Raw genomic sequence first — 25,410 nt, 5'->3', positions numbered from 1 at the left:
TTTTAACCTTTCGCATCCAGCTGAAGACTTTTACGCACGACCTTATCCAGGAATGAGGCAGGCGCGAACCTGAGGAGAAAATTCAATTTACCGGCCAGCGTTCCCGCCGTGTATCGCACTTTTGGATGTAAAGCCTGAGCGGCTTTAACCACAACATCACCTACTATCTCAGGGCTTTCCGCTTCGGTCATGGCCTTGCTAAGCACTTTCGCCAGCTTAGCCCGGATCAGGTCATACTCTTCAAGCCTGGCGTCCGGCTCTATCGTATTGGCTTCAAACTGCGTTTTCATGTAAGCAGGTTCGATGACAGAAACCCGGATACCCTGCGTGCGTAATTCATGATCCAGTGCCCCCGTATACCCCTCGACCGCATACTTACTGGCAGCATAAAGTGCCACATACGGAAACGGAACGACCCCAAGTATCGAGCCGATGTTAATAATGCGCCCGCTGCCCTGGCGGCGCATGTGAGGGATCACCGCCCGGGTCAACCTGACGATGCCCAAAAAGTTGGTGTCGAACATAAGTCTTGCCTGTTCGACAGAACTTTCTTCCGCCGCCGCCGGAGCGATCCCGAAGCCAGCATTGTTCACCAGAAGATCTATGCGGCCCTCCATACGAAGTAACTCCTCAATGGCGGCCCTGACAGAAGCGTCGTCTGTTACATCAAGCGTCAGCAAGGGAAACGGATGCTTTCCCGCCATGGAGCCACGCCGACTCGTGCCATATACCGTATACCCAGCCGCTAAAAGTTTAATAGCAGACGCTTCGCCGATACCTGAGGACGCACCGGTAACCAGTGCTACACGTTTTTTTGTCATACTGAATAAGGCCTCACGATTTATTTGAGAATTCTCATCGCTGATGAGACGTCACGCTGTAATGGATGGGGGTTGGGTTTGCTTCTCAGCAGAACAGCCCAAAGGGCGTTCTGCTGAGCGTACCTCATTGACTAAAGTGCTTTATATCGTTCAGCAACTTCATCTTGTTTGATGTCAGAAAGCAGAGTCTGACGCGAGGTATCGAGAGTGTCCCAGTGTTCAGCCTTCTGTAGTGGTGGGATGGTGACAAGCTCACGGCGATCAAAGCCAACCAGTGCGGCATCCACTAACTCGCCAACTTCCATGAATTTTGCCGAGTTACTGATATCGATACCCGCACGGTCCCAAATTTCCGTGTAGGTGCCGGCAGGGAGCACAGCCTGAATATATATGCCTTTAGATGACAGCTCTGCATTCATTCCCTGAGACAGGAAAAGAACAAAGGCTTTGGTTGCGCCGTACACCGTCATGGCAAATTCCGGGGCGAGTCCGACGATAGAACTGATATTGACGATCGACCCCTTTCCGGCTTTTACAAACCGAGAAGCCACGGCACTGGCAAGCCTTGTCAGGGCAGTGACGTTGAGTGCGATGAGACTTTCTATGGATTCAGGCGTCTGCTCTGTAAAACTACCGGACTGCGCGATACCCGCGTTATTGATAAGAATGCCAATCTGTGTGTCTTCACGCAGGCGAGCTTCGACCTGGGCTAAATCACTCGCTCGCGTGAGGTCGGCAGGCAGAACGTCGACAGAAATGTCATTTTCCTGTTGCAGGCGCTCGGCCAGTATCTCTAACTTCGCTTTGTCACGTGCAACCAGAACAAGGTCGTGACCCCGGCGGGCAAACCGTTCAGCGTAGACAGCACCAATACCCGTGGAGGCACCTGTAATGAGAACTGAAACTTTAGTCATGTTGGTCTTCTTTCATAATGTGTAAACAGAATTCGCACTGCGCGATGTATGTAGAACCGTGACACCACAGATCTACTTGCTGGTCTCAGCAAGCGACGGATAATCGGTGTAGCCTTGCGCGCCGCCGCCATAAAGTGTTTCAGGATTGAGTGGGGCCAGAGGCGCGCCCGTCTTCAGTCTTTCGACCAGATCCGGATTGGAGATGAACGGGCGACCAAACGCGAACAGATCGGCTTTGCCTTGCGCAAGTTGAGTGGACGCCAGCGCCAGGTCATAGCCATTGTTGCCGATCCAGGTGTTTTTAAAGCGCTGGCGTAGTGCGTCGTAATCGAACGGTGATACATCTCGCGGGCCGCCCGTAGCACCTTCAACCACATGGAGGTACACAATATCTAATGCATCGAGTTGTTCAGCGAGGTAGTCATATTGTGGCTGCGGATCACTGCACAAAATCGCATTAGCAGGTGAAACCGGTGAAATGCGTACGCCAGTGCGTTCTGCGCCGATCTCATCCTTTACGGCCGCCGTGACTTCCAGCAGCAGGCGCGCACGATTTTCGACAGAGCCGCCGTATTCATCATTACGCTGGTTTGCGCCATCTTTCAGAAATTGTTCCAGCAGATAACCATTTGCACCGTGGATCTCGACGCCGTCAAACCCGGCGGCAATGGCATTGGCGGCAGCTTTTCTGAAATCGTCGATAATCCCCGGTATTTCCTGCAGCTCGAGCGCACGTGGTTCAGAGACGTCCGTAAAACCGTTGTTCACAAAGGTCTTGGTCCCGGCACGGATGGCGGACGGGGCGACCGGTGCCGCACCACCCGGCTGTAAATCGACATGCGAAATTCGTCCTACGTGCCATAACTGTACAAATATGCGCCCACCTTTAGCATGCACCGCATCAGTCACTTTGCGCCAGCCATCGATTTGAGCCTGTGTATAGATACCCGGCGTATCCTGATAGCCCTGCGCCTGTGCGGAGATCTGTGTGGCTTCAGTAATCAACAAGCCTGCTGTTGCGCGCTGGGCATAGTAGGTCGCCGCCAGTTCGTTGGGAACCAAACCGGCTCCGGCCCGGTTACGCGTCAGCGGTGCCATCACGATATGATTGGCAAGTGTTATTGGCCCAAGATCATAAGGTTGAAATAATGTCGTCATGTTTATTCTCTTGCTAAGTGGTGGGTCAAAGGTCAATTTAATGATGATGATCATAATCTATAAAGTCAACTAGTTTGATTATGATCATCATCAATGTATACTTAGACCCTATTTTTGAGAGGCGTAGCAAAGCATGAAAGTGTCAAAAGAGCAGGTTCGGGAAAACCGGACACGCATTGTTGAAACGGCTTCAGAACTTTTTCGTGAACGCGGTTTTGATGGCGTGGGCGTTGCGGAACTGATGTCAGCGGCAGGGTTAACCCACGGCGGTTTCTATAAGCACTTTGGCTCTAAGGCTGACCTGATGGCGGAGGCAATGAACTGCGGTTTTACGCGTTCTGCAGAAAGCACGGCAGGTGTGGACCGGGAAAGATTTATTGAATACTACCTCTCCCGACCCCATCGCGATGATATGGGAAAGGGCTGCGTGATGTCGGCACTTGGTGCCGATACAGCCCGGCAGTCTGAATCAATCAGGGAGACGTTTGCCGCCGGAATTGAACGTCAGTTGGCAGTTTTAGAAAATGAACATGAAACGCGCGCAGACCTGATAGATACCATAGCGCATCTTGTCGGTGCCCTGGTACTATCCCGAGCCTGTCCGGATAATTCCACTCTTGCTGATGAAATTCTGGACGTGTGCCGCATGCGTCTTCTCCGTCAGGATGCCTGTGAGGATTGAACTGCCAACGTCTGCTCCTGGCACAGAGCTGCCTGTCAGAGCCTTTCTTTTTTCAGTTGCTCCAGTCTCACATGCAGCGATTTAGGGAATAGTTCGGTATAAACTTGCCAGAGGACATTCAGTGATTTGTGTCCGTTGACCTGAGCTACTTCTTCAAGGGTAAAACCTGATTCGAATAGCCTGCTGGCACCCTCTCGGCGTAAATCGTGATAGCGTAAATCTTCTATGCCCAGCTTATCTCGTACCTGGCGGTATGTTTGTGTAACACTTCGACTGTTAAAGGGGAATACTCTCTCTGAGATTTTGGGTTGCCTCTGCAGTATCTCCCAGGATTCCCCAAGTAATGGTACCAGCATATGGTTTCCGGCTTTCTTTCTCGGATCCTTTCTGTCTCTGACCAAAACAGCCTTTTGCTCCATATCGACATCTTCCCATTGAATTCTGCACACTTCCCCAATGCGCATGCAGGTTAGTATGGAAAATAAAAAAATGTCAGAGAAAGGGACTTTTTTATAGGAGGTCATTTCTCTGTTTCTTAAGCCAGCAATAATCTGTTCCGATTCCTCGCGCGTGGGGCGCCGACTTCTCTTCTGTGTTGGCCCTATAACTTTCATTTGCGTAAGGTTTAACCGGGCCAGGCTATATGCCTGCAGGTCTGCATCAATATTAAAAATCGGTTTAGCCGCTTTAAGGACAGAGCCAATATAAGCCAGATCCTGTGCTACCGTTGCAGCACCTGCACCACTGGCACGGCGCTGTTCGCAGTGCTCTATGAGGGCTGCTGGTGACAAATCAGAAACAAGAGTGCTCGCTATGTGGGATCTGGAGATCAGTTTTAGTACGTCCGATTTTGAACGGCCGTACTTTATATTCGGGTGGCTTGTGTATTTTTGAATAAGTTCTCCCAGAGTTAACTCTGATGACCGGTCATCGGAAGGGAGCCCGTTGCTTTCAATATGCGTGACCCTACTCATTCCCCAGGCTTTTGCGAGCGACAATTTTCCAAATGTTCTGTTTTCACGATAAATATATTTCCCCGCTTTTTTCACCCCAACAGTGCACCGGTAGCGCAGGGTGCCGTCTGACTTGATTCTTTTCTCTACCGTGTAAAAAGCCATATGTCGTTCCTTACTGGTGTCCTGTGGGGTGCTGTGTGGGGGGCTGGGACGCCAAAATTAGCCTGGTTTGAGAAAAAATGCACTAGAAAATACTGGTTAAATAATCAGTTAAATTTATAATTTAATGATTAGTAACGGTTTTATTTCGTGTGTTGGTATGCAGATGCCGACATAACGTCGGGGATTTTTTTTATTTCAAACGCGAAGTCGTCTTCGATCACAATAACTAAAAATCGTAAAAAGCCTGGCAATTATTGCAATTGTGAGCCGGTTTTCTTCTTCCAATACTTGAGCCTGTAGTGAGCGGCGCGATGCGAGTTTCGCGCCAGGTTGAAAGACTTTTTAACCTCACAAGGCTGATAAAAATGATAATTCCCTCTGTCCTGCGTACTACAGACAAAATAGGTTACGGCCTGGGCGATATGGCAAGCGCCCTTGTCTGGCAAACCGCAACACTGTTTCTCGCTTACTTCTATACCGATGTATTTGGTTTACCCGCCGCGATCATGGGCACCATGTTTTTGGTGGTGCGCGTTATCGATGCCTTTGTCGATCCCTGCATTGGCGCGCTGGTTGATCGCACGCAAACCCGGCATGGCCGCTTCCGTCCGTGGCTGCTGTGGTTCGCCATTCCGTTTGGTGTGAGCTGCCTTATTACTTTCTATGTACCGGATGTCGGCGCGACGGCAAAAATCATTTATGCCTGCGTCACCTATGCGATCCTGAGCTTTATCTACTCCGCGATTAATGTTCCGTACTGCGCAATGCCCGGCGCGCTGACGATGGATCCTCATGAGCGTCATTCGTTGCAGTCCTGGCGATTTGGTCTGTCATTTATTGGCGGGTTGATTGTCACGGTTATCGCCTTACCGCTGGTATCGCATCTTGGCGGCGGTAACGATCAAAAGGGTTATTTTTACGCCATGAGCATGATGGGCGTACTTGGGATTGTGTTGTTTTTCGGCTGCTTCTTTATGACCCGCGAGCGGTTTACGCCGCGCAGTGACAGTACCGGTTCGCTATTGAGTGACCTGAAACTGCTGGCGGCGAACAGTCAGTGGCGCATTGTGTTTCTGTTCAATATCTTGTTGTTAACCGCCGTGGTGACGCGCGGCTCGGCCACCATGTATTACGTCAAATATGTCTTACAGCGCCCGGATATGGTCTTCACCTTTATTGTTTCCGGTATGCTTGCCGCTCTCGCTGGCGCACTGTTGTCTGCCCGTTTGCTGGGCAGATTCGACCGTGTCCGCGCCTATCAATGGACGATTATCACCTTTGTGGTTTTTGCCGCGCTGATCTTTATTATCCCGCCTTCCCAGATATGGCTGATCTTTGGCCTGAACATTGTGTTCAGTTTTATTCAAAACCTGACGACACCGCTGCAGTGGACCATGTTTTCCGATGTGGTGGATTACGAAGAGCATCGTAGCGGGCGACGTCTGGATGGGTTGGTGTTCTCTACCGCGCTGTTCGCGATCAAATTTGGCCTCGCTCTCGGCGGCGCAGTGGTGGGATGGGTACTGGGTGCCGTGGATTATGCGCCTAATCAGGCGCTGCAAAGCCCAACGGTACTCACCACCATCAATGCGCTCTTCACCCTCATTCCTTGCCTGCTGTTTATTTGTATGGTGTTGCTACTTACCCGCTACAAACTCAACAGCCAGCTTGCCGACACCATTGCTCAGCAATTGATGCGTAAACGCGATATCAGCGAAGGCGCGACTGAGCCGCAGGCCTCCCCGGATTTCAGTAACACAGGAGTCAGCCGATGACCGCACTCTATAAAGATGCAAACCGACCTGTTTCAGAACGTGTGGCGGATTTACTGGCGCGTATGACGCCAGAGGAAAAATTTGCACAAATGCATGCCTTATGGCTGGTGCTGGATGAACATGGCGAGCACCGCGAGCGCACCGACCTCAGTGATGAATTCGCCGGCGTGAGCGCTCAGGCGGCGCTGGCGCAGCGATTAAAGCGGGGCGTCGGGCAGATAACGCGCCCGCTGGGTACGCACATTGTGGAGGCAAAAAGTGGCGTGCGTGCGGCTAACCGCCTGCAAAAAACGCTGGTGGAAGAGACGCGACTGGGGATTCCCGCACTGTTCCATGAAGAGTGCCTGGTGGGATTGTTGTGCAAAGACGCCACGCTGTTCCCGTCATCGCTGAATTACGGCTCGACCTGGGATCCGCAATTAATCAAACGTGCTGCCTGGCATATTGGACAGGAGGCGCGTTCCACGGGCTGCAAACAGGGGCTGGCGCCGGTGCTGGATGTGTCCAGAGATGTGCGCTGGGGGCGCACCGAAGAGACATTCGGTGAAGATCCCTGGCTGGTTGGGCTGATGGCTTGCGCCTATGTTGAAGGGTTACAGGGTGAGAAGGGCGATATGCTGGCCACGCTCAAACACTATGTTGGCCACTCTTTCAGCGAAGGGGCGCGTAACCACGCGCCGGTGCATCTGGGTTTTTGCGAACTGAACGACACGTTTTTACTGCCTTTCGAGATGGCGGTCAAAATGGCGAAAGCCGGTTCACTTATGCCTGCCTATCACGATATCGATAATCAGCCCGGTCACAGCGATCATTTTTTGCTGACCACGTTGCTGCGGGAGCAGTGGGGGTTTGACGGCATCATTGTTGCCGATTATGGCGGCGTCAGTCTGCTGCATCAGCATCATGGGGTCTCTCACGATGCCGCCGAATCCGCGGCGTTATCTTTCAATGCGGGTCTGGATGTGGAACTGCCGAAAGATGATTGCGCGCGCCATCTGGCGCAGGCGGTTGAACGCGGACTGATGTCGATGGCCAAAGTGGATGAGATCGTCGCTCGTGTGCTGACAGTAAAATTCCGCCTTGGTCTGTTTGAACATCCGTATACCGATGAACAAGGCATCCGCTTGCAATCAGACGATACCCGTCAGGTGGCGCGGGAAGTGGCGACACGCTCGCTCACGCTGCTGGAAAACAACGGTATTTTGCCGCTCAACGGTGCGCCACGCGTAGCGGTGGTTGGCCCGACAGCAGACGATCCGCTGGCGTTACTCAGCGGTTATAGCTTCCCGGTTCATCTGATTATCAGCGATATGCTGGAAGAGACCACGCAGGTGACAACGCCGCTGGCGGCGCTACGTCAGCAGTTGGGCGAAGAGCGTGTGCGCTATGCAAAAGGCTGCCACATTATCGAAAAACGCATGGCGGGCGCGCCGGTATTTCCGGGCGATGCCTCAGGTAAGCCGATGCAGCAATCACCGGTGTCAATGGATCAGAGATTGATTCCGGAAGCGGTGCGCGTGGCGCAGGACAGCGATGTGGTGATCGCCTGTGTGGGCGATCTGGCCGGGTTGTTCCAGAGCGGAACGGTAGGAGAAGGATCCGACACTGACAGCCTGACGTTGCCTGGCGTGCAGCAACAACTGCTGGAGGCGCTGGTGGCAACAGGTAAACCGGTGGTGGTAGTGATGACGGGGGGCCGTCCGTACAACCTGCAAGGACTGGAGACGCGCGTGGCGGCATGGATGATGGCCTGGGCTCCGGGTCAGGAAGGCGGTCATGCGATTGCCGATGTGCTGACCGGGCGCGCCGAGCCACAAGGGCGTCTGGTGGTGAGTGTGCCGAAAAGTGCAGGTGCGATGCCGTATTACTACAACCACAAGCTGAAAAGCGGGGGAACGCCCTACGCCTTCCATTTTGGTTCCCGTTATCCGTTTGGGTATGGACAAAGCTGGACGCAGTTTGAGTATGGTCAGCCTGTCTTGCTCACCGCGGAAGTCCCGATTGAAGGTGATATTCGCCTGCAGGTAGCGGTAAAAAATGTGGGTGAGCGCAGCGGCAACGAGGTGGTTCAGATCTATGTGCGCGATAACGTCGCCTCGATGGTCCGGCCCGTGAAGGAGTTGAAAGCTTTTCAGCGGGTTGCGTTATCGCCAGGGGAATCGGCGACGCTGACCTTTACCTTACCCGTGGATATGCTGAATTTTACCCGTCGTGATGGGAAACGCATTGTAGAGGCAGGTGAGTTTGAGCTACAGGTTGGCGCATCGTCAGCAGACATTCGCGGTCGGGTAACTGTCAACGTGAACGGAGAAACCCGGGTGTTGCCGCAACAGTGGAAGATGCGAAGTCACTGCGAAGTAAACGACAGCAAATAACCCTCGTGAATTGTTCGGGCTGCCGCTGCACGGCTGCGGCCCGACGGGTTGAGGATAAAAAAAAGCCCATCGTGGGAGATGGGCAAAGACTACACACAGCAATTCGTTGTTTCACTCAGGGGATTTCCATGCTTATAAATCAAGATGTTGATCTATAACCTTGAGGCTAATAGTAGGCATGTGGCATTTTTGAGTCGATCAGATTCGTCTCATTAGTTAAACGTACGTAAAGAATATATGCGCCAAATGGCGCATTTTGCGGGCTCTGAAGGGGTATGCTCAGAAATAAAGCAGGTGAATGATAAGTGCTGCTTAATAATCATTTAAGGCGGGCTTTCTCCCGCCTTATTTTCACTCAGGATTCGTTGTCTAAATTTTGCACAGCATTCAGCGCGTTGTCATTTGTCTCTGGCTCGGGAACCTCGTTGACCCAGGCGGAAAAGAGACGCCAGGAAACGGCCAACAATACAGGGCCAATAAACAAACCAATCATGCCGAAGGCCACCAGGCCGCCAATCACACCGGAGAGGATCAGGATGAGCGGCAGATCGGCGCCCATACGGATCAACACCGGACGGATAACGTTATCCAGCATTGCCACCACGCAACTCCATACCAGCAACACCGTGCCCCAGGTGGAATCACCGCTCCAGTAGAGCCAGATAATCGCCGGGATCAGCACCAGCAGCGGCCCAAGTTGCACCAGGCAGGTCATCAGCATCACCACGGTAAACAGGGTGGCGTAAGGCACACCGGAGACGGCCAGACCAATCCCGCCCAGCACGGCTTGCACCAGTGCGGTAACCACCACGCCCAGCGCTACGGCACGGATCGCCTGCCCGGCCAGCACTACTGCGGCATCGCCGCGTTTGGCCGCCAGCCGTACGGCAAAGTGACGGATCCCCTGCGCCACCTGTTCGCCACGCCAGTAGAGCAGGGCGCTGAACAGCAGCATTAGAGCGCAGTGCAGCATAAAGCGACCAATGTGTGCGGCCTGGCCGACAAACCATGTGGTCGTTGCCCCAACATAAGGGCGCAATTTCGCCATAATGCCGCTGCCGCCCATATCCAGCAGGTTGTGCCAGCCGGCATAAAGCTTGTCGCCAACGAGCGGAATGCTGTGCAGCCAGGCCAGTTCCGGCGGCGACATCGCTCCGCTCGTCACCGCGTGGATCACCGGACCGCTGGAGTCCACCAGGCTGTTAACCAGCAGCGCGACAGGGATAATAAACAACAGAATAAGCAGCAGCATCATCACCAGTACTGCCAGCGAGCGGCGACCAAACAGCAGACGTTGCAGGCGCAACAGCAGCGGCCAGGTGGCAATCACTACCGTGCCCGCCCAGGCGAACCCCAGAATGAAGGGCTGAACAACCCACAGACAGGCGATAATCATGATGGCTAAAAACAGTACCGACAGCATGATTTGCGGTACATCCCTGGACTGACGTAGATCAACCATATGTATAACTCACCTTTATTGGATGGCCGAAAATTCGGTGTATCAGGAAATCAACAGAGATAATGATTAATGATTTCAGCGATTTTGGACAGTCTGATTCTGCCTGTAATTCTCATGGGCGCATAAGAAAAAAATGTGATACAACGATGAATGCTGAAAGCAAACGATTAACCTTTTACAACACTCACCGTCAGGCAGGGTCAAGCATAATGATCCCACAGATTTCCCAGGCACCCGGCGTCGTTCAGCTGGTGCTGAATTTTTTGCAGGCTTTGGAGCAACAAGGTTTTACAGGTGATACCGCCACAAGTTATGCCGACAGGCTGACCATGGCGACAGACAACAGTATTTACCAGCTATTACCGGATGCCGTCGTTTTCCCCCGTTCTACGTCAGACGTTGCGCTTATTACCCGCCTCGCGTCCGAAGCGCGTTTCCAGTCGCTGGTGTTTACCCCGCGCGGCGGCGGTACGGGCACCAACGGTCAGGCGTTAAACCAGGGCATCATCGTCGATATGTCCCGCTATATGAACCGCATCATGGAGATCAACCCGGAAGAGGGGTGGGTGCGCGTCGAAGCGGGGGTGATCAAAGATCAACTCAATCAATATCTTAAACCTTACGGCTTCTTTTTCGCGCCGGAACTGTCGACCAGCAATCGCGCGACGCTGGGCGGGATGATCAATACCGACGCCTCCGGTCAGGGGTCGTTGGTGTACGGAAAAACCTCCGATCACGTTCTGGGCGTTCGCGCTGTGCTGCTGGGCGGGGATATTCTGGATACACAGGCTATGCCCGTGGCGCTGGCGGAAACGCTGGGCGCGGCCAATACCGCTATTGGGCGTATCTATAAAACCGTGCTGGAGCGTTGCCGTGATAACCGACAATTAATTCTTGATAAATTCCCAAAACTGAACCGCTTCCTGACGGGTTACGATCTGCGCCACGTCTTTAACGACGAGATGACCGAGTTTGACCTCACGCGCATTCTTACTGGTTCAGAAGGGACGCTGGCGTTTATTACCGAAGCCCGGCTCGACATCACCCCGCTGCCGAAAGTGCGCCGCCTGGTGAACGTCAAGTACGACTCTTTTGATTCCGCGCTGCGTAATGCGCCGTTTATGGTGGAAGCCCGGGCGTTGTCGGTGGAAACCGTTGATTCCAGGGTGCTCAATCTGGCGCGGGAGGATATCGTCTGGCATTCGGTAAGCGCGTTGATTACCGATGTGCCGGATAAGACCCTGCTTGGCCTGAATATCGTCGAATTTGCCGGTGATGACCAGCCGCTCATCGATAGCCAGGTACAGTCCCTTTGCGAGCGCCTCGATGCGTTGATGGCCGATGGCGAGGGTGGGGTGATTGGCTGGCAGGTCTGCGACGATCTGGTGGGTATTGAACGTGTCTATGCGATGCGTAAAAAAGCCGTTGGTCTGTTAGGGAACGCGAAAGGGGCCGCTAAGCCGATTCCTTTTGCCGAAGATACCTGCGTGCCGCCGGAACATCTGGCGGATTATATTGTGGAGTTCAGAGCACTGCTGGACAGCCATGGTCTGAGTTACGGTATGTTCGGCCATGTCGACGCCGGGGTGCTGCATGTCCGTCCGGCGCTGGATATGTGCGATCCGCAACAAGAAATGTTAATGAAGACCCTTTCCGATGACGTGGTTGCGCTAACGGCAAAATATGGTGGTCTGCTGTGGGGCGAACATGGGAAAGGTTTCCGCGCCGAATACAGCCCGGCGTTCTTCGGTGAACAGCTTTACGGCGAACTGCGGAAAGTGAAAGCGGTGTTTGACCCGCAGAACCGGTTGAATCCTGGCAAAATTTGCCCGCCGGAAGGCGTCGATGCGCCGATGAAACAGGTGGATGATGCCAAGCGCGGCACGCTCGATCGGCAGATCCCGATTGCTGTACGCTCCTCATGGCGCGGTGCAATGGAGTGTAACGGTAACGGCTTGTGTTTTAACTTCGACGTGAAAAGCCCGATGTGCCCGTCGATGAAGATTTCCGCCAACCGCATCCATTCGCCGAAAGGCCGGGCGACGCTGGTGCGCGAGTGGCTACGTTTGCTGGCGGATCGGGGTATCGATCCGGTCAAGCTGGAAAAAGAACTGCCTGAAAAACGCGCCAGCCTGCGCACGCTGATTGAGCGTACCCGCAATAGCTGGCATGCACGCCGCGGTGAGTATGATTTCTCCCACGAGGTGAAAGAGGCCATGTCGGGTTGTCTGGCCTGTAAAGCCTGCTCCACGCAGTGCCCGATCAAAATCGATGTGCCGGAGTTCCGTTCGCGCTTCTTGCAGATTTACCACAGCCGCTATCTGCGCCCAGTGCGCGATCATCTGGTCGCGACCGTTGAAAGCTATGCGCCGCTGATGGCACGCGCGCCAAAGACGTTTAACTTTTTCATGAGTCAGCCCTGGGTGCGCTCGCTGTCAGCAAAACATATTGGCATGGTGGATTTACCGTTATTGTCGGTGCCATCGTTGCAACGGCAGATGGTCGGGCACCGTACGGCCAATATGACGCTGGAGGAGCTTGAACAGCTGGATGCAGCGCAAAAAGCGAAAACCGTGCTGGTGGTGCAGGATCCGTTTACCAGCTATTACGATGCGCAAGTGGTGGCTGATTTTGTTCGTCTGGTGGAAAAACTGGGTTTCCAGCCGGTGGTATTACCCTTCTCGCCTAACGGTAAAGCGCAACACATTAAAGGCTTCCTGAATCGCTTTGCGAAAACCGCGCAGAAAACGGCGGACTTTCTTAATCGCGTGGCGCAACTGGAGATGCCAATGGTGGGTGTTGATCCGGCGCTGGTGCTCTGTTACCGCGATGAGTACAAACTGGCGCTGGGCGATAAACGCGGGGATTTCCACGTGCAACTGGTGCATGAATGGTTACCGACGGCCCTTGGCAGCGAAGACGCACCGGCTACCAGCGGCGAACCCTGGTATCTGTTCGGCCATTGCACCGAAGTGACCGCACTGCCCACCGCACCGGGTCAGTGGGCGTCGATCTTTGCGCGATTTGGCGCGAAGCTGGAAAACGTCAGCGTTGGTTGCTGCGGTATGGCCGGGACTTACGGTCATGAAGTGAAAAATCATGCAAATTCACTCGGTATTTACGAGCTCTCCTGGCATCAGGCGATGCAGCGTTTGCCGCGTAATCGCTGCCTGGCGACAGGTTACTCCTGCCGTAGCCAGGTGAAACGTGTTGAAGGGAATGGCGTACGCCATCCGTTACAGGCTTTACTGGAGATATTGGGATGATCTGGAAACGCGCAGTGACGCTGGAAGCGCTAAATGCTATGGGCGATGGCAATATGGTGGGTTTGCTGGATATTCGTTTTGAGCGCATCGGTGAGGATGCGCTTGAAGCCTCAATGCCAGTGGACAATCGAACTCATCAGCCCTTTGGCTTGCTGCACGGTGGCGCATCGGTGGTGCTGGCGGAAACGCTGGGTTCCGTGGCGGGGTATTTATGCACGGAAGGTGAGCAGAACGTGGTTGGCGTAGAAGTCAATGCCAACCATCTGCGTTCAGTGCGCAGCGGGCGCGTGCGCGGGGTTTGCCGCGCGCTGCATACCGGCAAACGGCACCAGGTCTGGCAGATTGATATCTTTGATGAACAGTCGCGTTTGTGCTGCTCATCACGTCTGACCACGGCGGTTGTTTAAGCATACCCGGAGGCTGTAATCCAGCGCAAAACTTCATATTTTATTCATTATTCTTTACATAGCTTTTTGACTCTTCGTGCTATATTGCGCTCCACTGGATGTATCGCTTCGGTAGTGCCGTATGCGAATAGCTGTAACGCGTAAAGACCTGATGAAGCGATTCATTGTCTCCTTAAGCGCTACTGAATTGGGCTTTTAGGTAACAATGATGGCAACGTTTAAATTGACTTTTTTACACCCCCGACACTGGGTGACATGGGCCGGACTGGGTTTTCTCTGGCTTCTGGTACAGCTTCCTTATCCTGTTCTTGCCCGCCTCGGCGCGGGCCTTGGGCGTTCCGCCCGGCCTTTCCTGAAGCGCCGCGAGCGCATTGCCCGTCGCAATCTTGAACTCTGTTTCCCGTTGATGGATGACGCTCTGCGCGAAGTGCTCATTGAGAAGAACTTTAAATCGCTGGGTATGGCGTTGATCGAAACCGGGATGGCCTGGTTTTGGCCAGATAAGCGCGTACGCCGTTGGTTTGACGTGGAGGGTTTCCAGCACTTGCAGGCAGCTCAGGCGTGCCAGCGCGGTGTGATGGTGGTTGGTGTGCATTTTATGTCGCTGGAACTGGGGGGGCGTGTCATGGGGCTGTGTCAGCCGATGATGGCCACCTATCGCCCGCATAATAATGCGCTAATGGAGTGGGTGCAGACGCGCGGGCGCATGCGTTCGAATAAATCCATGATCGATCGCCGTAACCTGAAAGGTCTCGTGAATGCCCTGAAACAGGGGGAAGCCGTATGGTTTGCGCCGGATCAGGACTATGGTCGCAAGGGCAGTATTTTTGCGCCGTTCTTCTCGGTACAAAATGCCGCCACCACCAATGGTACCTTTGTGTTATCACGCCTTTCCGGCGCCAAAATGCTGACGGTGACCATGGTGCGTAAAGAGGATTGTTCAGGCTACTCTTTGCATATTGGTCAGGCGCTGAGTGATTATCCGTCGCAGGATGAGTTTGCCGCCGCCAGCTATATGAACAAAGTGATTGAACGCGAAATTTTACGGGCGCCGGAACAGTATTTATGGATCCACCGTCGCTTCAAAACCCGCCCTGTCGGCGAGCCATCGCTCTATAACTAATGTGTCTTGCAAACGCCCCGTTTTCGGGGCGTTGTACTATTATTTTGCCAACAAAAACTCATACGGGATGCTTATGGTCAGGTTTATTGTGGGCGGCTGTTTTGCCCTTTTCACTGCGTGTTCTTCGGCTGCCGGTATCAATTTGCTCTGTGATGAATACACCGCTGTTGTTGACACGTCCGGGTTAACTGTCAATGGTCGTCACTACGGAAATCCGCAGGAGAAGCCTTATGAGATCTCCGATCAATACAGCGGACGAACGCTAATGTACACCGATAGCAACGATGCGAATAAAGAGACGAACTGGGTAGCGATTCATATCATCACGCAGATTGCGTCGGGGAAAAAAGCGTTCTTCTACTCTGATAGCAATCATACAAATCAGAAGGCGATTATCTGCACGCTGAAAGAGGGAACGCTGGCGCAGTAAAGCAAAGGCTACGTGTTGAATTTCCAGACCTTGTTGTCACAAGCGTCGAAGGGGATGAAGCAAGAGAAAGCTACACCGTTTAGTCATTTAAAACCCACCACGCTGAAAACCACCGTCACGCAACTGTCGGTGGCCAAAACGACTCTGGTCGCCGATCGCGAGCGCTACGGCGCGAATGTGCAAAAGCTGTTGAACCCGAAGGACCCGCTGCTAAGCGTTAACCTGCTGCGTTTGTGACACCGCGTCAGCCTGTTCACCCTGAACAGGCTGTTTCGTCCTGAAACGACTCAGAACCCCTCAAGTAGCCGGAGCTGGGTGAAGGTCAGGGGGCGGTAAAAGATATACCCCTGAATCCCGATAGGGCTGTATTGATTTAACAACGCCAGGTCCGACGATCTTTCCACACCTTCGCAGATGATGGTCACGTCAGTTGAAATTAACTGGTCGATAAAGTCTTGCAATGTTGACAGTTTCTTTTCGTCTTCGGCGATACCGTCGATAATCGAACGATCGATTTTAATGGTATCAAAATTAAACAATTTCAGGCTGTCGACTTGCAGATTCCCGGCGCCGAAATCATCCAGTGAGATCATGAAACCATATTCTTTGGCTTGTTTTAAAAAAGGTAAACTCTCAATAAGCTGCGCTTTGGTTATCTTTTCACTTATTTCTATTTCAATGCTCTGTGGCTGGACATCATTGAGTAAGCACTGCTGGTAAAGCCTGCTAAGGTATTCTCCGTCATTGATCAAAAGATGAGAGAGGTTGAAGGAGATAGTTAAGTCATGCTTCAATTTAATTAAGTGACAGACAGTGTCGAATATAAAATTCGTCACCTCACGAATAGCACCAAGCTGTTCTATTTCATCGATGATCTGCTGCGTGGGAATTAAAAAGCCTTCGGCATTGAAAAATCTGGCAAGCGCTTCATAACGAAAGATTTTATTACCTGAAAGGCGAATGATGGGTTGAAACTCGGCGGTCATCCGCAGTTTCTTGCCGCTAATTTCCAGAGTTTTTGTTTTCATTATTCCAATAAAGCTCCTCACTGACAGAAACAGCGTTTCGCAAACATATAATTTTTCGATTCTACATGCCGATTCATTACTATTGAAAATTGTTTTAAATGATCGATTGTCTCTTTTTGATAGCCTCTATCTATCACTGTTAAGAAAATGATCGCTTAAATCTATAAATTATACTGGTATTTTGTGCTTTTTAGTTTTACTTTAGGATGAGAATTTACTGATTCCTCACGGATGATTTGGTTTATCCTGTTGTTTTCCTGGATAAAAAACAGTGAGTGCTAAATAAATAACTTCTTGTATACAACGCAAGTTTTTGTTAAGAAAAGAAACGTTGCACCGACTCACAATATATAGCCCGCTTAGGCAGCCCATTTTTCGGTTGTTTTGGAAGGGTGGTTTTTATTTTTTCTTTGGAAAAGTCTTAAATTATTTGAACAGCATCTTAAAGATGTATTCAGGATATTTGTATTCAGGCGATAATAAGTAAAAAAACAGCAATTGTGACATTTTTGCTTTGGCTGCGTAACTTCGTATGAAAGGGATATAGCATGGCGGAACACTATTCTCTCCCACCGGGTAATGTTATTCGTTCATTACTGCAGCATCCGTATATGCTGTCAGTTTATGCTAAGGATATGCCCTACGCATTAGAGGCTGACGTTGCAGAACTGAACCAGGAAACAAATCGCATCACACTCGAAGTCGAATACGCGGGCGCAGATATAAATGCGTATCTTGCGGACGGCGGATTGAGCTTTGACCTGGAAGCGTTAAAAGGCGTGGATGTTATCGAGCGGGAAACATATAGCCTGAGTAATATCCCCGCCCAGTTGATGAAAACAGACAGCATGCGTTATCGGCTCGAATGCCAATTACCGGAATCTGTTTTTGTCACAGAAAATCGTGGCGCGATACGTATCCCGTTTATTCTTGGCATGCAGGCACGCGTGGGGATTGAGGTTTATCTGCATATGCTGACTATTCCCGGGCGCTTACGTAATTTGTCCGTTGGCGGCTGCATGGTCGAAATTGATTTATTTGAAAGCATTGCGCTTGACGTTGGGCAGGTTATTCCTGGCGTTACGTTGTCGTTTCCTGACGGAGAGCATTTTTATGCCCAGGGGTGCGTCCGGCATATACGCCCGTTTGGCAACAATGGCTATGCGGCCGTGGGCATCCAGTTTGTCAATCTGTCGTCGTCTCAGTCGGAAGCATTGTTCCGTTATGTGAACGAAGCGGAAAGAGAGGCGGCTTACCGTACCGGAATGCGCGGCACTATGATCTCTCAGTCCCCTTTATTTATCCCTGGTCAACGAGAGCAGAAGATCCTGCAACGGGAGACGCAAGAGCGGGAGAAACGCGCGCGTCAGTCACCGATGGAGCAGGGAGTTATGGAAGTGGCGCACCGGTTGCAGGTCGCGCTGATGTATATGAAGACGCACGATCTGCTGCCCATCCGGATTTTTTATGATTGTGTGGACACGTTGCTCTACCTGTTGAAACAGGATCGCAAAGCCCTGCTCTATGCGCTGAGTTGTCTGCGTGATGAACCTGACTGGGTTCGTCACGCAGTGCAGGTTGCAGCAAAACTGGCGGATATGTTGACCCTGCGAGATCCGCACGATCCACATGTGCGTGAGGCGACGCTGGGCGCCATTATGCACACGCTGGGTAAACCGTTGCTGGTGAGTGCAGCGTTACCTTCGCTCAAAGTCAACATGGATCCGGCGCAGAAAGTGATGCTGCGTACGCATGTCGGGACGTTACTGAACCGGTTTCGCGAGCTGGGATGGACGCCAGGGCTGACATGCCGTGACGTGATTGAAAATGCCAATGAGCGGCTGGATGGTAGGGGTTACCCGGCGGGTAAACAGGGTGGGCAACTCTCTTCGCTGGTGCGTCTGTTATCGGTTATTAAAGCGATTAATAAGCTGACTAACGCGCGTAATGGCGCGCCTCCCCGAACGCCGTTGGCGGCCTGCCGCCACATTTACCAGGCAGACAGCGAGTATGATCGCGAGATCATCGTCGAGTATTTGCAGGTCTACGGGTTTTACCCGATAGGCAGTCTGGCGAAATACGCGGGTGGTTTCCTGGCCTGGATTATGGATGTCGACCGCAAAGGTAAACCGGGCGTGGTGCATATTGTCAAAAATCTGCGCTTTCCTGAAAGCAATATCAGCAGCGTGGTGTCGGGAAGCGACTTAGCGCAAATCGGTGTGCTGGAGGACATTGTTGATCCGGCAGATTACGGCCTGAACGTGATTAAGCTCTAGGCCGTTATCTGCGGCGGGTAACCGTTTTGTTACCCGTACTGCCTCAGGAAATCGACAATCAGTTGCGTCACCACTTCCGGGTTTTCACGGTTACTGATATGTGCGGCATTGGGGATCAGGGTGAAGTCACAACCTAATCTTTCCGCCATCAGCCGTCCTTCGGTGACAGGACGAGGTAAATCGAGCGCCCCGGTGGCAACGTGCGTCGGGCAGGTGATGGTCTCCAGTAAAGCCAGGCGATTCGGGCGGCCGAAAATCAGTTTGCCCAGCGGCACAATGCTGGTGCGTAAGGGTTCGGAACGTAGTGCGGAGAGCGAGGCGGTGAGCTGTTGGGTATCTTCCGGCCTGGCATATCTGGAGTAGAATTGCGCAACCGCATATTCGAGTAGCGGCACGGGAATACTGCCCAGCGAGTTGATGGTATCTAACATCATGAAATAGCGGTCTTTTGCCGCTTGCGTCTCATCGCCCACAAACGTGTCAAACAACATCAATGCCTTGACTCTTTCCGGGGCGGCGGCGGCCAGTTCGGCACCCCACATTCCGCCAACGGATAAACCCACCACGGCAAATTCATGGATGCCGAGCGCGTCCATCAAGACTAAATGATCGTTGGCGATGTCGGCCATGGACGATGTCGATGCGGGCAGGTCCGGCGACTGCCCGTGGCCCCATAAATCCGTCGCAATAACGCGGAAATATTTGGTCAGCGTGTCAATTTGCGGTGACCACATGGATTTATCAAACAGGTAGCTGTGGCCTAATAAAACGGGAAATCCTGTACCTGTATCTGAATACGACATCATTGACTGCGTCATCACCAATACTCTCCGTGTTTGATGGCCCAGTGCATCGGGCTCGGGTAATTAACAACGATTATCATAGCTGAGTTATTAACCAGCGGTGAAGACGGTAAAATCCCATTCTGCTGTGTTATGGCAGGCAAAAAATGCGGCCAGGGAATAAAACAGGAAACTAATGGATTTGTTTGCGATTGGGAGGATGACCCTGTCCAGACAAATTATCCGGATCTGACCGACGGTGCGAATTGTCAAAGCCTCATTGAAGCAAAAAACATCTACCTAAAAGAGGGAAAGCCTTCGTGGATTATATTCAGGAACCGGAAAAGATATTGTCACCCGCGGTGGCACCCGTGCCTTTGCTCCCTGTTTTGTGATGCCGCTAACCTTTTGAAATGCAGAAAGCTTTCTGGGGCAAAGAATTTTTAAAATCCTATCTCAAAAATAGGTATTGCCTATACATCTTTTCTTTTTCACCGGCTTACCCGCCATGGCTTGCCTAAAGTCATTATTTATCAATTTATTAAACAATTTTTTACCTGGCTGTAAAGCCTTTCCGCAGAGTCTATGCTTATAGCAAGTGCCGAAAAAAGGGGCTGGCGGGGAATAACCCTGCGGAATACGGGTTGAAGTGATAATCATTATCACTAACATAGCATTATGCTCTTCAGATCTGGTGACGTGAGGTAAAGCGATGGAATCATTTAATCCGCAAGATTTTGCATGGCGCGGGCTGACCATGACGCCGGCGGCCGCAGAACATATCCGTGCGCTGGCCAGTAAACAGGCGGGTGTACTTGGCGTTCGGCTTGGCATTAAGCAGACCGGCTGTGCCGGTTTCGGTTATGTATTAGATACCGTAATGGAGCCGACGGCCGACGATTTACTGTATGAGTCTGATGGCGCGCGTCTCTACGTACCCTTGCAGGCGATGCCGTTCATCGACGGCACCGAAGTGGATTATGTACGTGAAGGGTTAAATCAGATCTTCAAATTTCATAACCCAAAAGCCCAGCATGAATGCGGCTGCGGCGAAAGTTTTGGGGTATAGGCGGTACTATGTCTCGTAATACTGAAGCAACTGACGATGTCAAAATCTGGACCGGCGGCAACCTCAATTATAAAGAGGGCTTTTTTACCCGGTTGAGCACCGATGAGCTGGCTAAAGGCATCAATGAAGATGTGGTGCGGGCGATCTCGGCAAAACGTAACGAACCTGAGTGGATGCTTGAATTCCGACTGAATGCTTATCATGCATGGCTGGAGATGGAAGAGCCGCACTGGTTGAAAGCGCACTACGATAAACTCGATTACCAGGATTACAGCTATTACTCTGCGCCCTCTTGCGGTAATTGCGACGACACCTGCGCATCCCAGCCGGGGGCGGTTCAGCAAACCGGCGCTAATGCCTGGCTGACAGAAGAGGTGGAAGAGGCTTTCAACCAGCTCGGCGTTCCGGTGCGTGAAGGCAAGGAAGTGGCGGTGGACGCCATTTTTGACTCGGTATCGGTAGCGACCACCTACCGGGAAAAATTGTCTGAACAGGGCATCATTTTCTGCTCCTTTGGCGAAGCGATCCACGATCACCCTGAATTGGTGAAAAAGTACCTTGGCACTGTCGTTCCTTCCAACGACAACTTTTTTGCCGCGCTGAATGCCGCCGTCGCCTCTGACGGTACCTTTATCTACATTCCGAAAGGCGTGCGTTGCCCGATGGAGCTGTCGACCTATTTCCGCATTAATGCCGAAAAAACCGGACAGTTCGAACGTACCATTCTGGTCGCGGATGAAGGCAGTTACGTCAGCTATATTGAAGGCTGCTCAGCGCCGGTGCGCGACAGTTACCAGCTTCATGCCGCGGTGGTGGAAGTGATCATCCATCGAGACGCCGAAGTGAAATATTCGACGGTGCAAAACTGGTTCCCCGGGGATAACAACACCGGCGGGATCCTCAACTTTGTTACCAAACGCGCCCTGTGCGAGGGCGACAACAGCAAAATGTCGTGGACCCAGTCCGAAACCGGATCGGCCATCACCTGGAAATACCCCAGTTGCATCCTGCGCGGCGATAACTCCATTGGCGAGTTCTTCTCGGTGGCGCTGACCAGCGGGCATCAGCAGGCGGACACCGGCACCAAGATGATCCACATCGGTAAGAACACCAAATCGACGATTATCTCGAAAGGGATCTCGGCCGGGCATAGTCAGAACAGCTATCGCGGGCTGGTGAAGATCATGCCGACGGCGACCAATGCGCGTAACTTCACGCAGTGCGACTCGATGTTGATTGGCCCGGACAGCGGCGCGCATACCTTCCCGTATGTGGAGTGCCGTAATAACAGCGCCCAGCTAGAGCATGAAGCGACCACATCGCGCATTGGTGAAGATCAACTGTTTTACTGCCTGCAACGTGGCATCAGCGAAGATGACGCTATCTCGATGATCGTCAACGGCTTCTGTAAAGACGTGTTCTCCGAGCTGCCGCTGGAATTTGCCGTTGAAGCGCAAAAACTGCTGGCCATCAGCCTTGAACACAGCGTCGGTTAAGGATTAAGGGATAATAAATGTTAAGTATTAAAGACTTGCAGGTTAGCGTAGAAGACAAAGAGATCCTGCGTGGTCTGAGCCTGGAGGTTCGCCCCGGCGAAGTGCACGCGATCATGGGGCCGAACGGCTCCGGGAAAAGTACGCTTTCTGCGACCCTGGCCGGGCGTGAAGATTACGAAGTTGTGGGTGGCAGCGTCGAGTTTAAAGGCAAAGATTTGCTGGAACTGTCGCCGGAAGACCGTGCGGGCGAAGGCGTGTTTATGGCTTTCCAGTACCCGGTGGAGATCCCCGGTGTGAGTAACCAGTTCTTTTTGCAAACGGCGCTGAATGCGGTGCGTGAGTACCGTGGTGAAGAGGCGCTCGATCGCTTTGACTTCCAGGATCTGATGGAAGACAAAATCAAACTGCTGAAAATGCCGGAAGATTTGTTGACCCGCTCGGTTAACGTCGGTTTCTCCGGCGGTGAGAAGAAGCGTAACGACATCCTGCAAATGGCGGTGCTGGAGCCGGATCTGTGCATTCTGGATGAAACGGACTCCGGTCTGGACATTGATGCATTGAAAATTGTGGCTGATGGCGTTAACGCCCTGCGCGACGAAAAGCGTGCGTTTATCATCGTGACGCATTACCAACGCATTCTGGATTACATCAAACCCGACTTTGTGCATGTGTTATATCAGGGGCGCATCGTGAAATCGGGTGATTTCACGCTGGTTAAGCAACTGGAGGAGCAGGGCTATGGCTGGCTTACCGAACAGCAGTAACGCACTGCAACAGTGGCACCACCTGTTCGAAAAGCTGGGTGGTGCGCGCTCTGACGCGGCGCAGCAGCACCTGCAGCAGATGTTGCGGCTGGGGCTGCCTACCCGCAAACAGGAAAACTGGAAATACACGCCGCTGGATGGCCTGCTAAACAGCCAGTTTGTTGCGACGGCAGGGGCGGTCAGCGAGCAACAGCGCGACGCACTGGCGTTGCCGGTTGATGCGGTGCGCTTAGTGTTTGTTGATGGCGTATTTAATGCGGCGCTGAGCGACGATACCGCTGGCTCCGGCTTTGACGTGACGTTTAACGATGCCCGCCAGCAACTGCCTGCACCGGTGCAGCCGGAAGTCTTTTTGCATTTAACCGAAAGTCTGGCGCAGGGCGTAACCTGGATTCAGGTAGCGAAAGACCTACGGCCTTCTAAGCCGTTGCTCTTAATGCATATCACCCAGGGTGTGCCCGGTGATGAGATGAACACGGCGCATTATCGCCATCATCTTGCGCTGGCGCAGGGTGCGGAAGCGACCGTCTATGAGCATTATGTCAGCCTCAACGACAACCCGCATTTTACCGGCTCGCGGCTAACGATGAGCGTTGCGGCGAATGCGCATCTGCATCATGTGAAGCTGGCGTTTGAAAACCCGGCGAGCTACCACTTTGCACACAATGATATCTGGCTTGCGGACAATGGTTCGGCAAAGAGCAACAGTTTCTTGCTCGGTGGCGCGGTGCTGCGACATAACACCAGTACGCAACTGAATGGCGAAAACACGCAGCTCAATATCAACAGTCTGGCAATGCCGGTGAAATCGGAAGTGTGCGATACGCGCACCTGGCTTGAGCATAATAAGGGCTACTGTAATAGCCGCCAGTTGCATAAAACCATCGTCAGCGACAAAGGCAGGGCGGTCTTTAACGGTTTAATTAATGTGGCGCAACACGCCATTAAAACCGACGGGCAGATGACCAACAACAATTTACTGCTCGGTCGTCTGGCGGAAGTGGATACCAAGCCACAACTGGAAATCTACGCCGATGATGTGAAATGTAGCCACGGTGCGACCATCGGGCGTATCGATGATGAGCAGATGTTTTATTTGCGCTCACGCGGGATCAACCGACAGGCGGCGCAAAAAATGATTATCCATGCCTTTGCCGCTGAACTGACGGAAGCCATCAACGACGAGGCGCTGAAACATCAGGTGCTGGCGCGAATCAGCCAGCGTCTGGCAGGGGGCGTAGCATGAGTTTTCCCGTCAACACCGTGCGTGCCGATTTTCCGGTACTGCTGCGTGAAGTGAACGGACTACCGCTGGCATATCTCGACAGCGCCGCCAGCGCGCAAAAACCGAATCAGGTTATTGATGCTGAAGCGGAGTTTTTCCGCCACGGCTATGCTGCGGTGCACCGCGGCATTCACACGTTGAGTGCAGAAGCCACGCAGCGGATGGAAAATGTACGCGTGCAGGCGGCTGCGTTTCTTAACGCGCGGTTGCCGGAAGAACTGGTGTTTGTGCGTGGTACGACCGAGGGTATCAACCTCGTGGCGAATAGCTGGGGCAACAGTCAGGTACGCGCGGGCGACAATATCGTTATCAGCGCCATGGAGCACCACGCCAATATTGTGCCGTGGCAAATGCTCTGTGAACGCGTTGGCGCGCAACTGCGCGTTATTCCGCTCAATCAGGATGGCACCTTGCAACTCGACGTGCTGCCAACGTTGTTTGACGATCGTACCCGCTTGCTGGCAATAACCCAGGTGTCGAATGTGCTGGGTACCGAAAACCCGGTGGCGGAGATGATTACGCTGGCGCATCAGCACGGCGCGAAAGTGCTGGTGGATGGCGCCCAGGCGGTGATGCATCATTCAGTGGATGTGCAGGCGCTGGATTGCGATTTTTATGTCTTCTCCGGCCATAAGCTGTACGGGCCGACCGGGATTGGCGTGTTGTATGTGAAAGAGGCAATCCTGCAGGATATGCCACCGTGGGAAGGGGGCGGTTCAATGATCGCCACCGTCAGCCTGACGGAGGGCACGACCTATGCAAAAGCCCCGTGGCGTTTCGAAGCCGGTACGCCAAATACCGGTGGCATTATCGGCCTTGGCGCAGCCATTGATTACGTTACCCGATGTGGGTTGGACGCCATTGGCGAATATGAGCAGACGCTGATGCGTTACGCATTAACTGCACTGGCAGAGGTGCCGGATTTAACCCTGTATGGCCCGGCGCAGCGTCAGGGGGTGATCGCCTTTAATCTGGGGAAACATCATGCCTATGACGTGGGGAGTTTCCTCGATAATTACGGTATTGCGGTACGTACCGGGCACCATTGCGCCATGCCATTAATGGCGTTTTACAAAGTGCCTGCCATGTGTCGCGCATCGCTGGTTATGTACAATACGGAAGAAGAGGTGGATCGTCTGGTTGCTGGCCTGAAACGTATTCATCAGTTGCTGGGCTAAC

22 protein-coding genes and 1 other RNA gene are annotated in these 25,410 nt (G+C 52.7%); 15 read left to right on the top strand and 8 right to left on the bottom strand.

The window, feature by feature from the left end; genetic code table 11:
- Positions 1 to 2: 2 nt before the first annotated feature.
- From ACQ3G7_RS14345 to ACQ3G7_RS14335, 3 genes are all read right to left on the bottom strand, one after another.
- The gene (locus ACQ3G7_RS14345; RefSeq protein WP_430890315.1) at positions 3 to 821 is read right to left on the bottom strand and encodes an oxidoreductase; all 819 of its coding nucleotides are present in this window, start codon (positions 819 to 821) and stop codon (positions 3 to 5) included.
- Positions 822 to 952: 131 nt separating this feature from the next.
- Positions 953 to 1,735 carry an SDR family NAD(P)-dependent oxidoreductase gene (locus ACQ3G7_RS14340; RefSeq protein WP_430890314.1) on the bottom strand — a complete coding sequence of 261 codons (783 nt, stop codon included), beginning with the start codon at positions 1,733 to 1,735 and terminating at the stop codon, positions 953 to 955.
- A 72-nt stretch (positions 1,736 to 1,807) separates the two neighbouring features.
- Positions 1,808 to 2,893, bottom strand: a complete 1,086-nt coding sequence (locus tag ACQ3G7_RS14335) for an alkene reductase (protein WP_430890313.1) — start codon at positions 2,891 to 2,893, stop codon at positions 1,808 to 1,810.
- Positions 2,894 to 3,026: 133 nt separating this feature from the next.
- On the opposite strand from ACQ3G7_RS14335, the gene ACQ3G7_RS14330 reads away from it, so the two are divergent.
- On the top strand, positions 3,027 to 3,575 hold the full coding sequence (locus tag ACQ3G7_RS14330) for a TetR/AcrR family transcriptional regulator (protein WP_430890312.1): 549 nt from the start codon (positions 3,027 to 3,029) through the stop codon (positions 3,573 to 3,575).
- A gap of 35 nt (positions 3,576 to 3,610) precedes the next feature.
- Here ACQ3G7_RS14330 and ACQ3G7_RS14325 read toward each other — a convergent pair whose 3' ends face one another.
- On the bottom strand, positions 3,611 to 4,693 hold the full coding sequence (locus ACQ3G7_RS14325; RefSeq protein ID WP_430890311.1) for a site-specific integrase: 1,083 nt from the start codon (positions 4,691 to 4,693) through the stop codon (positions 3,611 to 3,613).
- A 365-nt stretch (positions 4,694 to 5,058) separates the two neighbouring features.
- Here ACQ3G7_RS14325 and ACQ3G7_RS14320 point away from each other — a divergent pair, with 365 nt between their 5' ends.
- Together ACQ3G7_RS14320 and ACQ3G7_RS14315 are read left to right on the top strand one after the other, a co-directional pair.
- Entirely contained in the window at positions 5,059 to 6,468 is a 1,410-nt protein-coding gene (locus ACQ3G7_RS14320; protein ID WP_430890310.1) for an MFS transporter, read from the top strand.
- Positions 6,465 to 8,843 carry a glycoside hydrolase family 3 N-terminal domain-containing protein gene (locus ACQ3G7_RS14315; protein WP_430890309.1) on the top strand — a complete coding sequence of 793 codons (2,379 nt, stop codon included), beginning with the start codon at positions 6,465 to 6,467 and terminating at the stop codon, positions 8,841 to 8,843. The genes ACQ3G7_RS14320 and ACQ3G7_RS14315 overlap by 4 nt, the downstream gene beginning before the upstream one ends.
- Before the next feature lie 54 nt (positions 8,844 to 8,897).
- Here the strand turns inward: ACQ3G7_RS14315 and rprA are convergent.
- Positions 8,898 to 9,005: antisense sRNA RprA (gene rprA / locus ACQ3G7_RS14310), an RNA gene on the bottom strand.
- Between the two features lie 193 nt (positions 9,006 to 9,198).
- Complete coding sequence (gene ydiK / locus ACQ3G7_RS14305) at positions 9,199 to 10,305, bottom strand: AI-2E family transporter YdiK (protein WP_430890308.1); 1,107 nt, start codon at positions 10,303 to 10,305, stop codon at positions 9,199 to 9,201.
- A gap of 209 nt (positions 10,306 to 10,514) precedes the next feature.
- Between ydiK and ydiJ the strand changes: the two genes are divergently transcribed.
- The 5 genes from ydiJ (at position 10,515) to ACQ3G7_RS14280 (ending at position 15,768) form a co-directional block, all read left to right on the top strand.
- Complete coding sequence (ydiJ, locus tag ACQ3G7_RS14300) at positions 10,515 to 13,571, top strand: D-2-hydroxyglutarate dehydrogenase YdiJ (protein WP_430890307.1); 3,057 nt, start codon at positions 10,515 to 10,517, stop codon at positions 13,569 to 13,571.
- Positions 13,568 to 13,978, top strand: coding sequence for a 1,4-dihydroxy-2-naphthoyl-CoA hydrolase (gene menI, locus ACQ3G7_RS14295; RefSeq protein ID WP_061495231.1), 411 nt, complete (start codon positions 13,568 to 13,570; stop codon positions 13,976 to 13,978). Before ydiJ ends, menI begins: the two co-directional genes overlap by 4 nt.
- 205 nt (positions 13,979 to 14,183) lie before the next feature.
- Entirely contained in the window at positions 14,184 to 15,101 is a 918-nt protein-coding gene (gene lpxP / locus ACQ3G7_RS14290) for a kdo(2)-lipid IV(A) palmitoleoyltransferase (RefSeq protein ID WP_430890306.1), read from the top strand.
- A 73-nt stretch (positions 15,102 to 15,174) separates the two neighbouring features.
- Positions 15,175 to 15,531, top strand: a complete 357-nt coding sequence (locus tag ACQ3G7_RS14285) for a hypothetical protein (protein WP_430890305.1) — start codon at positions 15,175 to 15,177, stop codon at positions 15,529 to 15,531.
- Positions 15,532 to 15,585: 54 nt separating this feature from the next.
- Positions 15,586 to 15,768 (top strand): hypothetical protein, encoded by a 183-nt coding sequence (locus tag ACQ3G7_RS14280; protein WP_430890304.1) that lies wholly within the window; start codon positions 15,586 to 15,588, stop codon positions 15,766 to 15,768.
- Between the two features lie 50 nt (positions 15,769 to 15,818).
- Here ACQ3G7_RS14280 and ACQ3G7_RS14275 read toward each other — a convergent pair whose 3' ends face one another.
- The gene (locus ACQ3G7_RS14275) at positions 15,819 to 16,559 is read right to left on the bottom strand and encodes an EAL domain-containing protein (protein WP_430890303.1); all 741 of its coding nucleotides are present in this window, start codon (positions 16,557 to 16,559) and stop codon (positions 15,819 to 15,821) included.
- Between the two features lie 635 nt (positions 16,560 to 17,194).
- On the opposite strand from ACQ3G7_RS14275, the gene ACQ3G7_RS14270 reads away from it, so the two are divergent.
- Positions 17,195 to 18,835 (top strand): PilZ domain-containing protein, encoded by a 1,641-nt coding sequence (locus ACQ3G7_RS14270; protein ID WP_430890302.1) that lies wholly within the window; start codon positions 17,195 to 17,197, stop codon positions 18,833 to 18,835.
- A gap of 29 nt (positions 18,836 to 18,864) precedes the next feature.
- Here ACQ3G7_RS14270 and ACQ3G7_RS14265 read toward each other — a convergent pair whose 3' ends face one another.
- The gene (locus tag ACQ3G7_RS14265; protein ID WP_430890447.1) at positions 18,865 to 19,638 is read right to left on the bottom strand and encodes an alpha/beta fold hydrolase; all 774 of its coding nucleotides are present in this window, start codon (positions 19,636 to 19,638) and stop codon (positions 18,865 to 18,867) included.
- A gap of 132 nt (positions 19,639 to 19,770) precedes the next feature.
- On the opposite strand from ACQ3G7_RS14265, the gene ACQ3G7_RS14260 reads away from it, so the two are divergent.
- The 6 genes from ACQ3G7_RS14260 (at position 19,771) to sufS (ending at position 25,409) form a co-directional block, all read left to right on the top strand.
- The gene (locus ACQ3G7_RS14260) at positions 19,771 to 20,064 is read left to right on the top strand and encodes a CPCC family cysteine-rich protein (RefSeq protein WP_430890301.1); all 294 of its coding nucleotides are present in this window, start codon (positions 19,771 to 19,773) and stop codon (positions 20,062 to 20,064) included.
- A 265-nt stretch (positions 20,065 to 20,329) separates the two neighbouring features.
- On the top strand, positions 20,330 to 20,686 hold the full coding sequence (gene sufA / locus ACQ3G7_RS14255) for a Fe-S cluster assembly scaffold SufA (protein WP_430890300.1): 357 nt from the start codon (positions 20,330 to 20,332) through the stop codon (positions 20,684 to 20,686).
- Between the two features lie 8 nt (positions 20,687 to 20,694).
- The gene (gene sufB / locus ACQ3G7_RS14250) at positions 20,695 to 22,182 is read left to right on the top strand and encodes a Fe-S cluster assembly protein SufB (protein ID WP_263096971.1); all 1,488 of its coding nucleotides are present in this window, start codon (positions 20,695 to 20,697) and stop codon (positions 22,180 to 22,182) included.
- A 17-nt stretch (positions 22,183 to 22,199) separates the two neighbouring features.
- The gene (gene sufC / locus ACQ3G7_RS14245; RefSeq protein ID WP_263096970.1) at positions 22,200 to 22,946 is read left to right on the top strand and encodes a Fe-S cluster assembly ATPase SufC; all 747 of its coding nucleotides are present in this window, start codon (positions 22,200 to 22,202) and stop codon (positions 22,944 to 22,946) included.
- On the top strand, positions 22,921 to 24,192 hold the full coding sequence (gene sufD / locus ACQ3G7_RS14240; RefSeq protein ID WP_430890299.1) for a Fe-S cluster assembly protein SufD: 1,272 nt from the start codon (positions 22,921 to 22,923) through the stop codon (positions 24,190 to 24,192). Before sufC ends, sufD begins: the two co-directional genes overlap by 26 nt.
- Entirely contained in the window at positions 24,189 to 25,409 is a 1,221-nt protein-coding gene (sufS, locus tag ACQ3G7_RS14235) for a cysteine desulfurase SufS (protein WP_430890298.1), read from the top strand. Before sufD ends, sufS begins: the two co-directional genes overlap by 4 nt.
- The last annotated feature ends 1 nt before the right edge of the window (position 25,410 follow it).

Source organism: Kosakonia sp. N21 (assembly GCF_050587465.1).
Taxonomy (GTDB): Bacteria; Pseudomonadota; Gammaproteobacteria; order Enterobacterales; family Enterobacteriaceae.
The sequence above is the reverse complement of the archived record's forward strand: the minus strand, read 5'-3'. Positions and strand labels throughout refer to the sequence as shown.

Coding starts and splice junctions, on each gene's coding strand:
- ACQ3G7_RS14345 (WP_430890315.1), bottom strand. CDS start 821: ATGACAAAAAAACGTGTAGCACTGGTTACCGGTGCGTCCTCAGGTATC.
- ACQ3G7_RS14340 (WP_430890314.1), bottom strand. CDS start 1,735: ATGACTAAAGTTTCAGTTCTCATTACAGGTGCCTCCACGGGTATTGGT.
- ACQ3G7_RS14335 (WP_430890313.1), bottom strand. CDS start 2,893: ATGACGACATTATTTCAACCTTATGATCTTGGGCCAATAACACTTGCC.
- ACQ3G7_RS14330 (WP_430890312.1), top strand. CDS start 3,027: ATGAAAGTGTCAAAAGAGCAGGTTCGGGAAAACCGGACACGCATTGTT.
- ACQ3G7_RS14325 (WP_430890311.1), bottom strand. CDS start 4,693: ATGGCTTTTTACACGGTAGAGAAAAGAATCAAGTCAGACGGCACCCTG.
- ACQ3G7_RS14320 (WP_430890310.1), top strand. CDS start 5,059: ATGATAATTCCCTCTGTCCTGCGTACTACAGACAAAATAGGTTACGGC.
- ACQ3G7_RS14315 (WP_430890309.1), top strand. CDS start 6,465: ATGACCGCACTCTATAAAGATGCAAACCGACCTGTTTCAGAACGTGTG.
- ydiK (WP_430890308.1), bottom strand. CDS start 10,305: ATGGTTGATCTACGTCAGTCCAGGGATGTACCGCAAATCATGCTGTCG.
- ydiJ (WP_430890307.1), top strand. CDS start 10,515: ATGATCCCACAGATTTCCCAGGCACCCGGCGTCGTTCAGCTGGTGCTG.
- menI (WP_061495231.1), top strand. CDS start 13,568: ATGATCTGGAAACGCGCAGTGACGCTGGAAGCGCTAAATGCTATGGGC.
- lpxP (WP_430890306.1), top strand. CDS start 14,184: ATGATGGCAACGTTTAAATTGACTTTTTTACACCCCCGACACTGGGTG.
- ACQ3G7_RS14285 (WP_430890305.1), top strand. CDS start 15,175: ATGGTCAGGTTTATTGTGGGCGGCTGTTTTGCCCTTTTCACTGCGTGT.
- ACQ3G7_RS14280 (WP_430890304.1), top strand. CDS start 15,586: ATGAAGCAAGAGAAAGCTACACCGTTTAGTCATTTAAAACCCACCACG.
- ACQ3G7_RS14275 (WP_430890303.1), bottom strand. CDS start 16,559: ATGAAAACAAAAACTCTGGAAATTAGCGGCAAGAAACTGCGGATGACC.
- ACQ3G7_RS14270 (WP_430890302.1), top strand. CDS start 17,195: ATGCCCTACGCATTAGAGGCTGACGTTGCAGAACTGAACCAGGAAACA.
- ACQ3G7_RS14265 (WP_430890447.1), bottom strand. CDS start 19,638: ATGTCGTATTCAGATACAGGTACAGGATTTCCCGTTTTATTAGGCCAC.
- ACQ3G7_RS14260 (WP_430890301.1), top strand. CDS start 19,771: ATGGCAGGCAAAAAATGCGGCCAGGGAATAAAACAGGAAACTAATGGA.
- sufA (WP_430890300.1), top strand. CDS start 20,330: ATGGAATCATTTAATCCGCAAGATTTTGCATGGCGCGGGCTGACCATG.
- sufB (WP_263096971.1), top strand. CDS start 20,695: ATGTCTCGTAATACTGAAGCAACTGACGATGTCAAAATCTGGACCGGC.
- sufC (WP_263096970.1), top strand. CDS start 22,200: ATGTTAAGTATTAAAGACTTGCAGGTTAGCGTAGAAGACAAAGAGATC.
- sufD (WP_430890299.1), top strand. CDS start 22,921: ATGGCTGGCTTACCGAACAGCAGTAACGCACTGCAACAGTGGCACCAC.
- sufS (WP_430890298.1), top strand. CDS start 24,189: ATGAGTTTTCCCGTCAACACCGTGCGTGCCGATTTTCCGGTACTGCTG.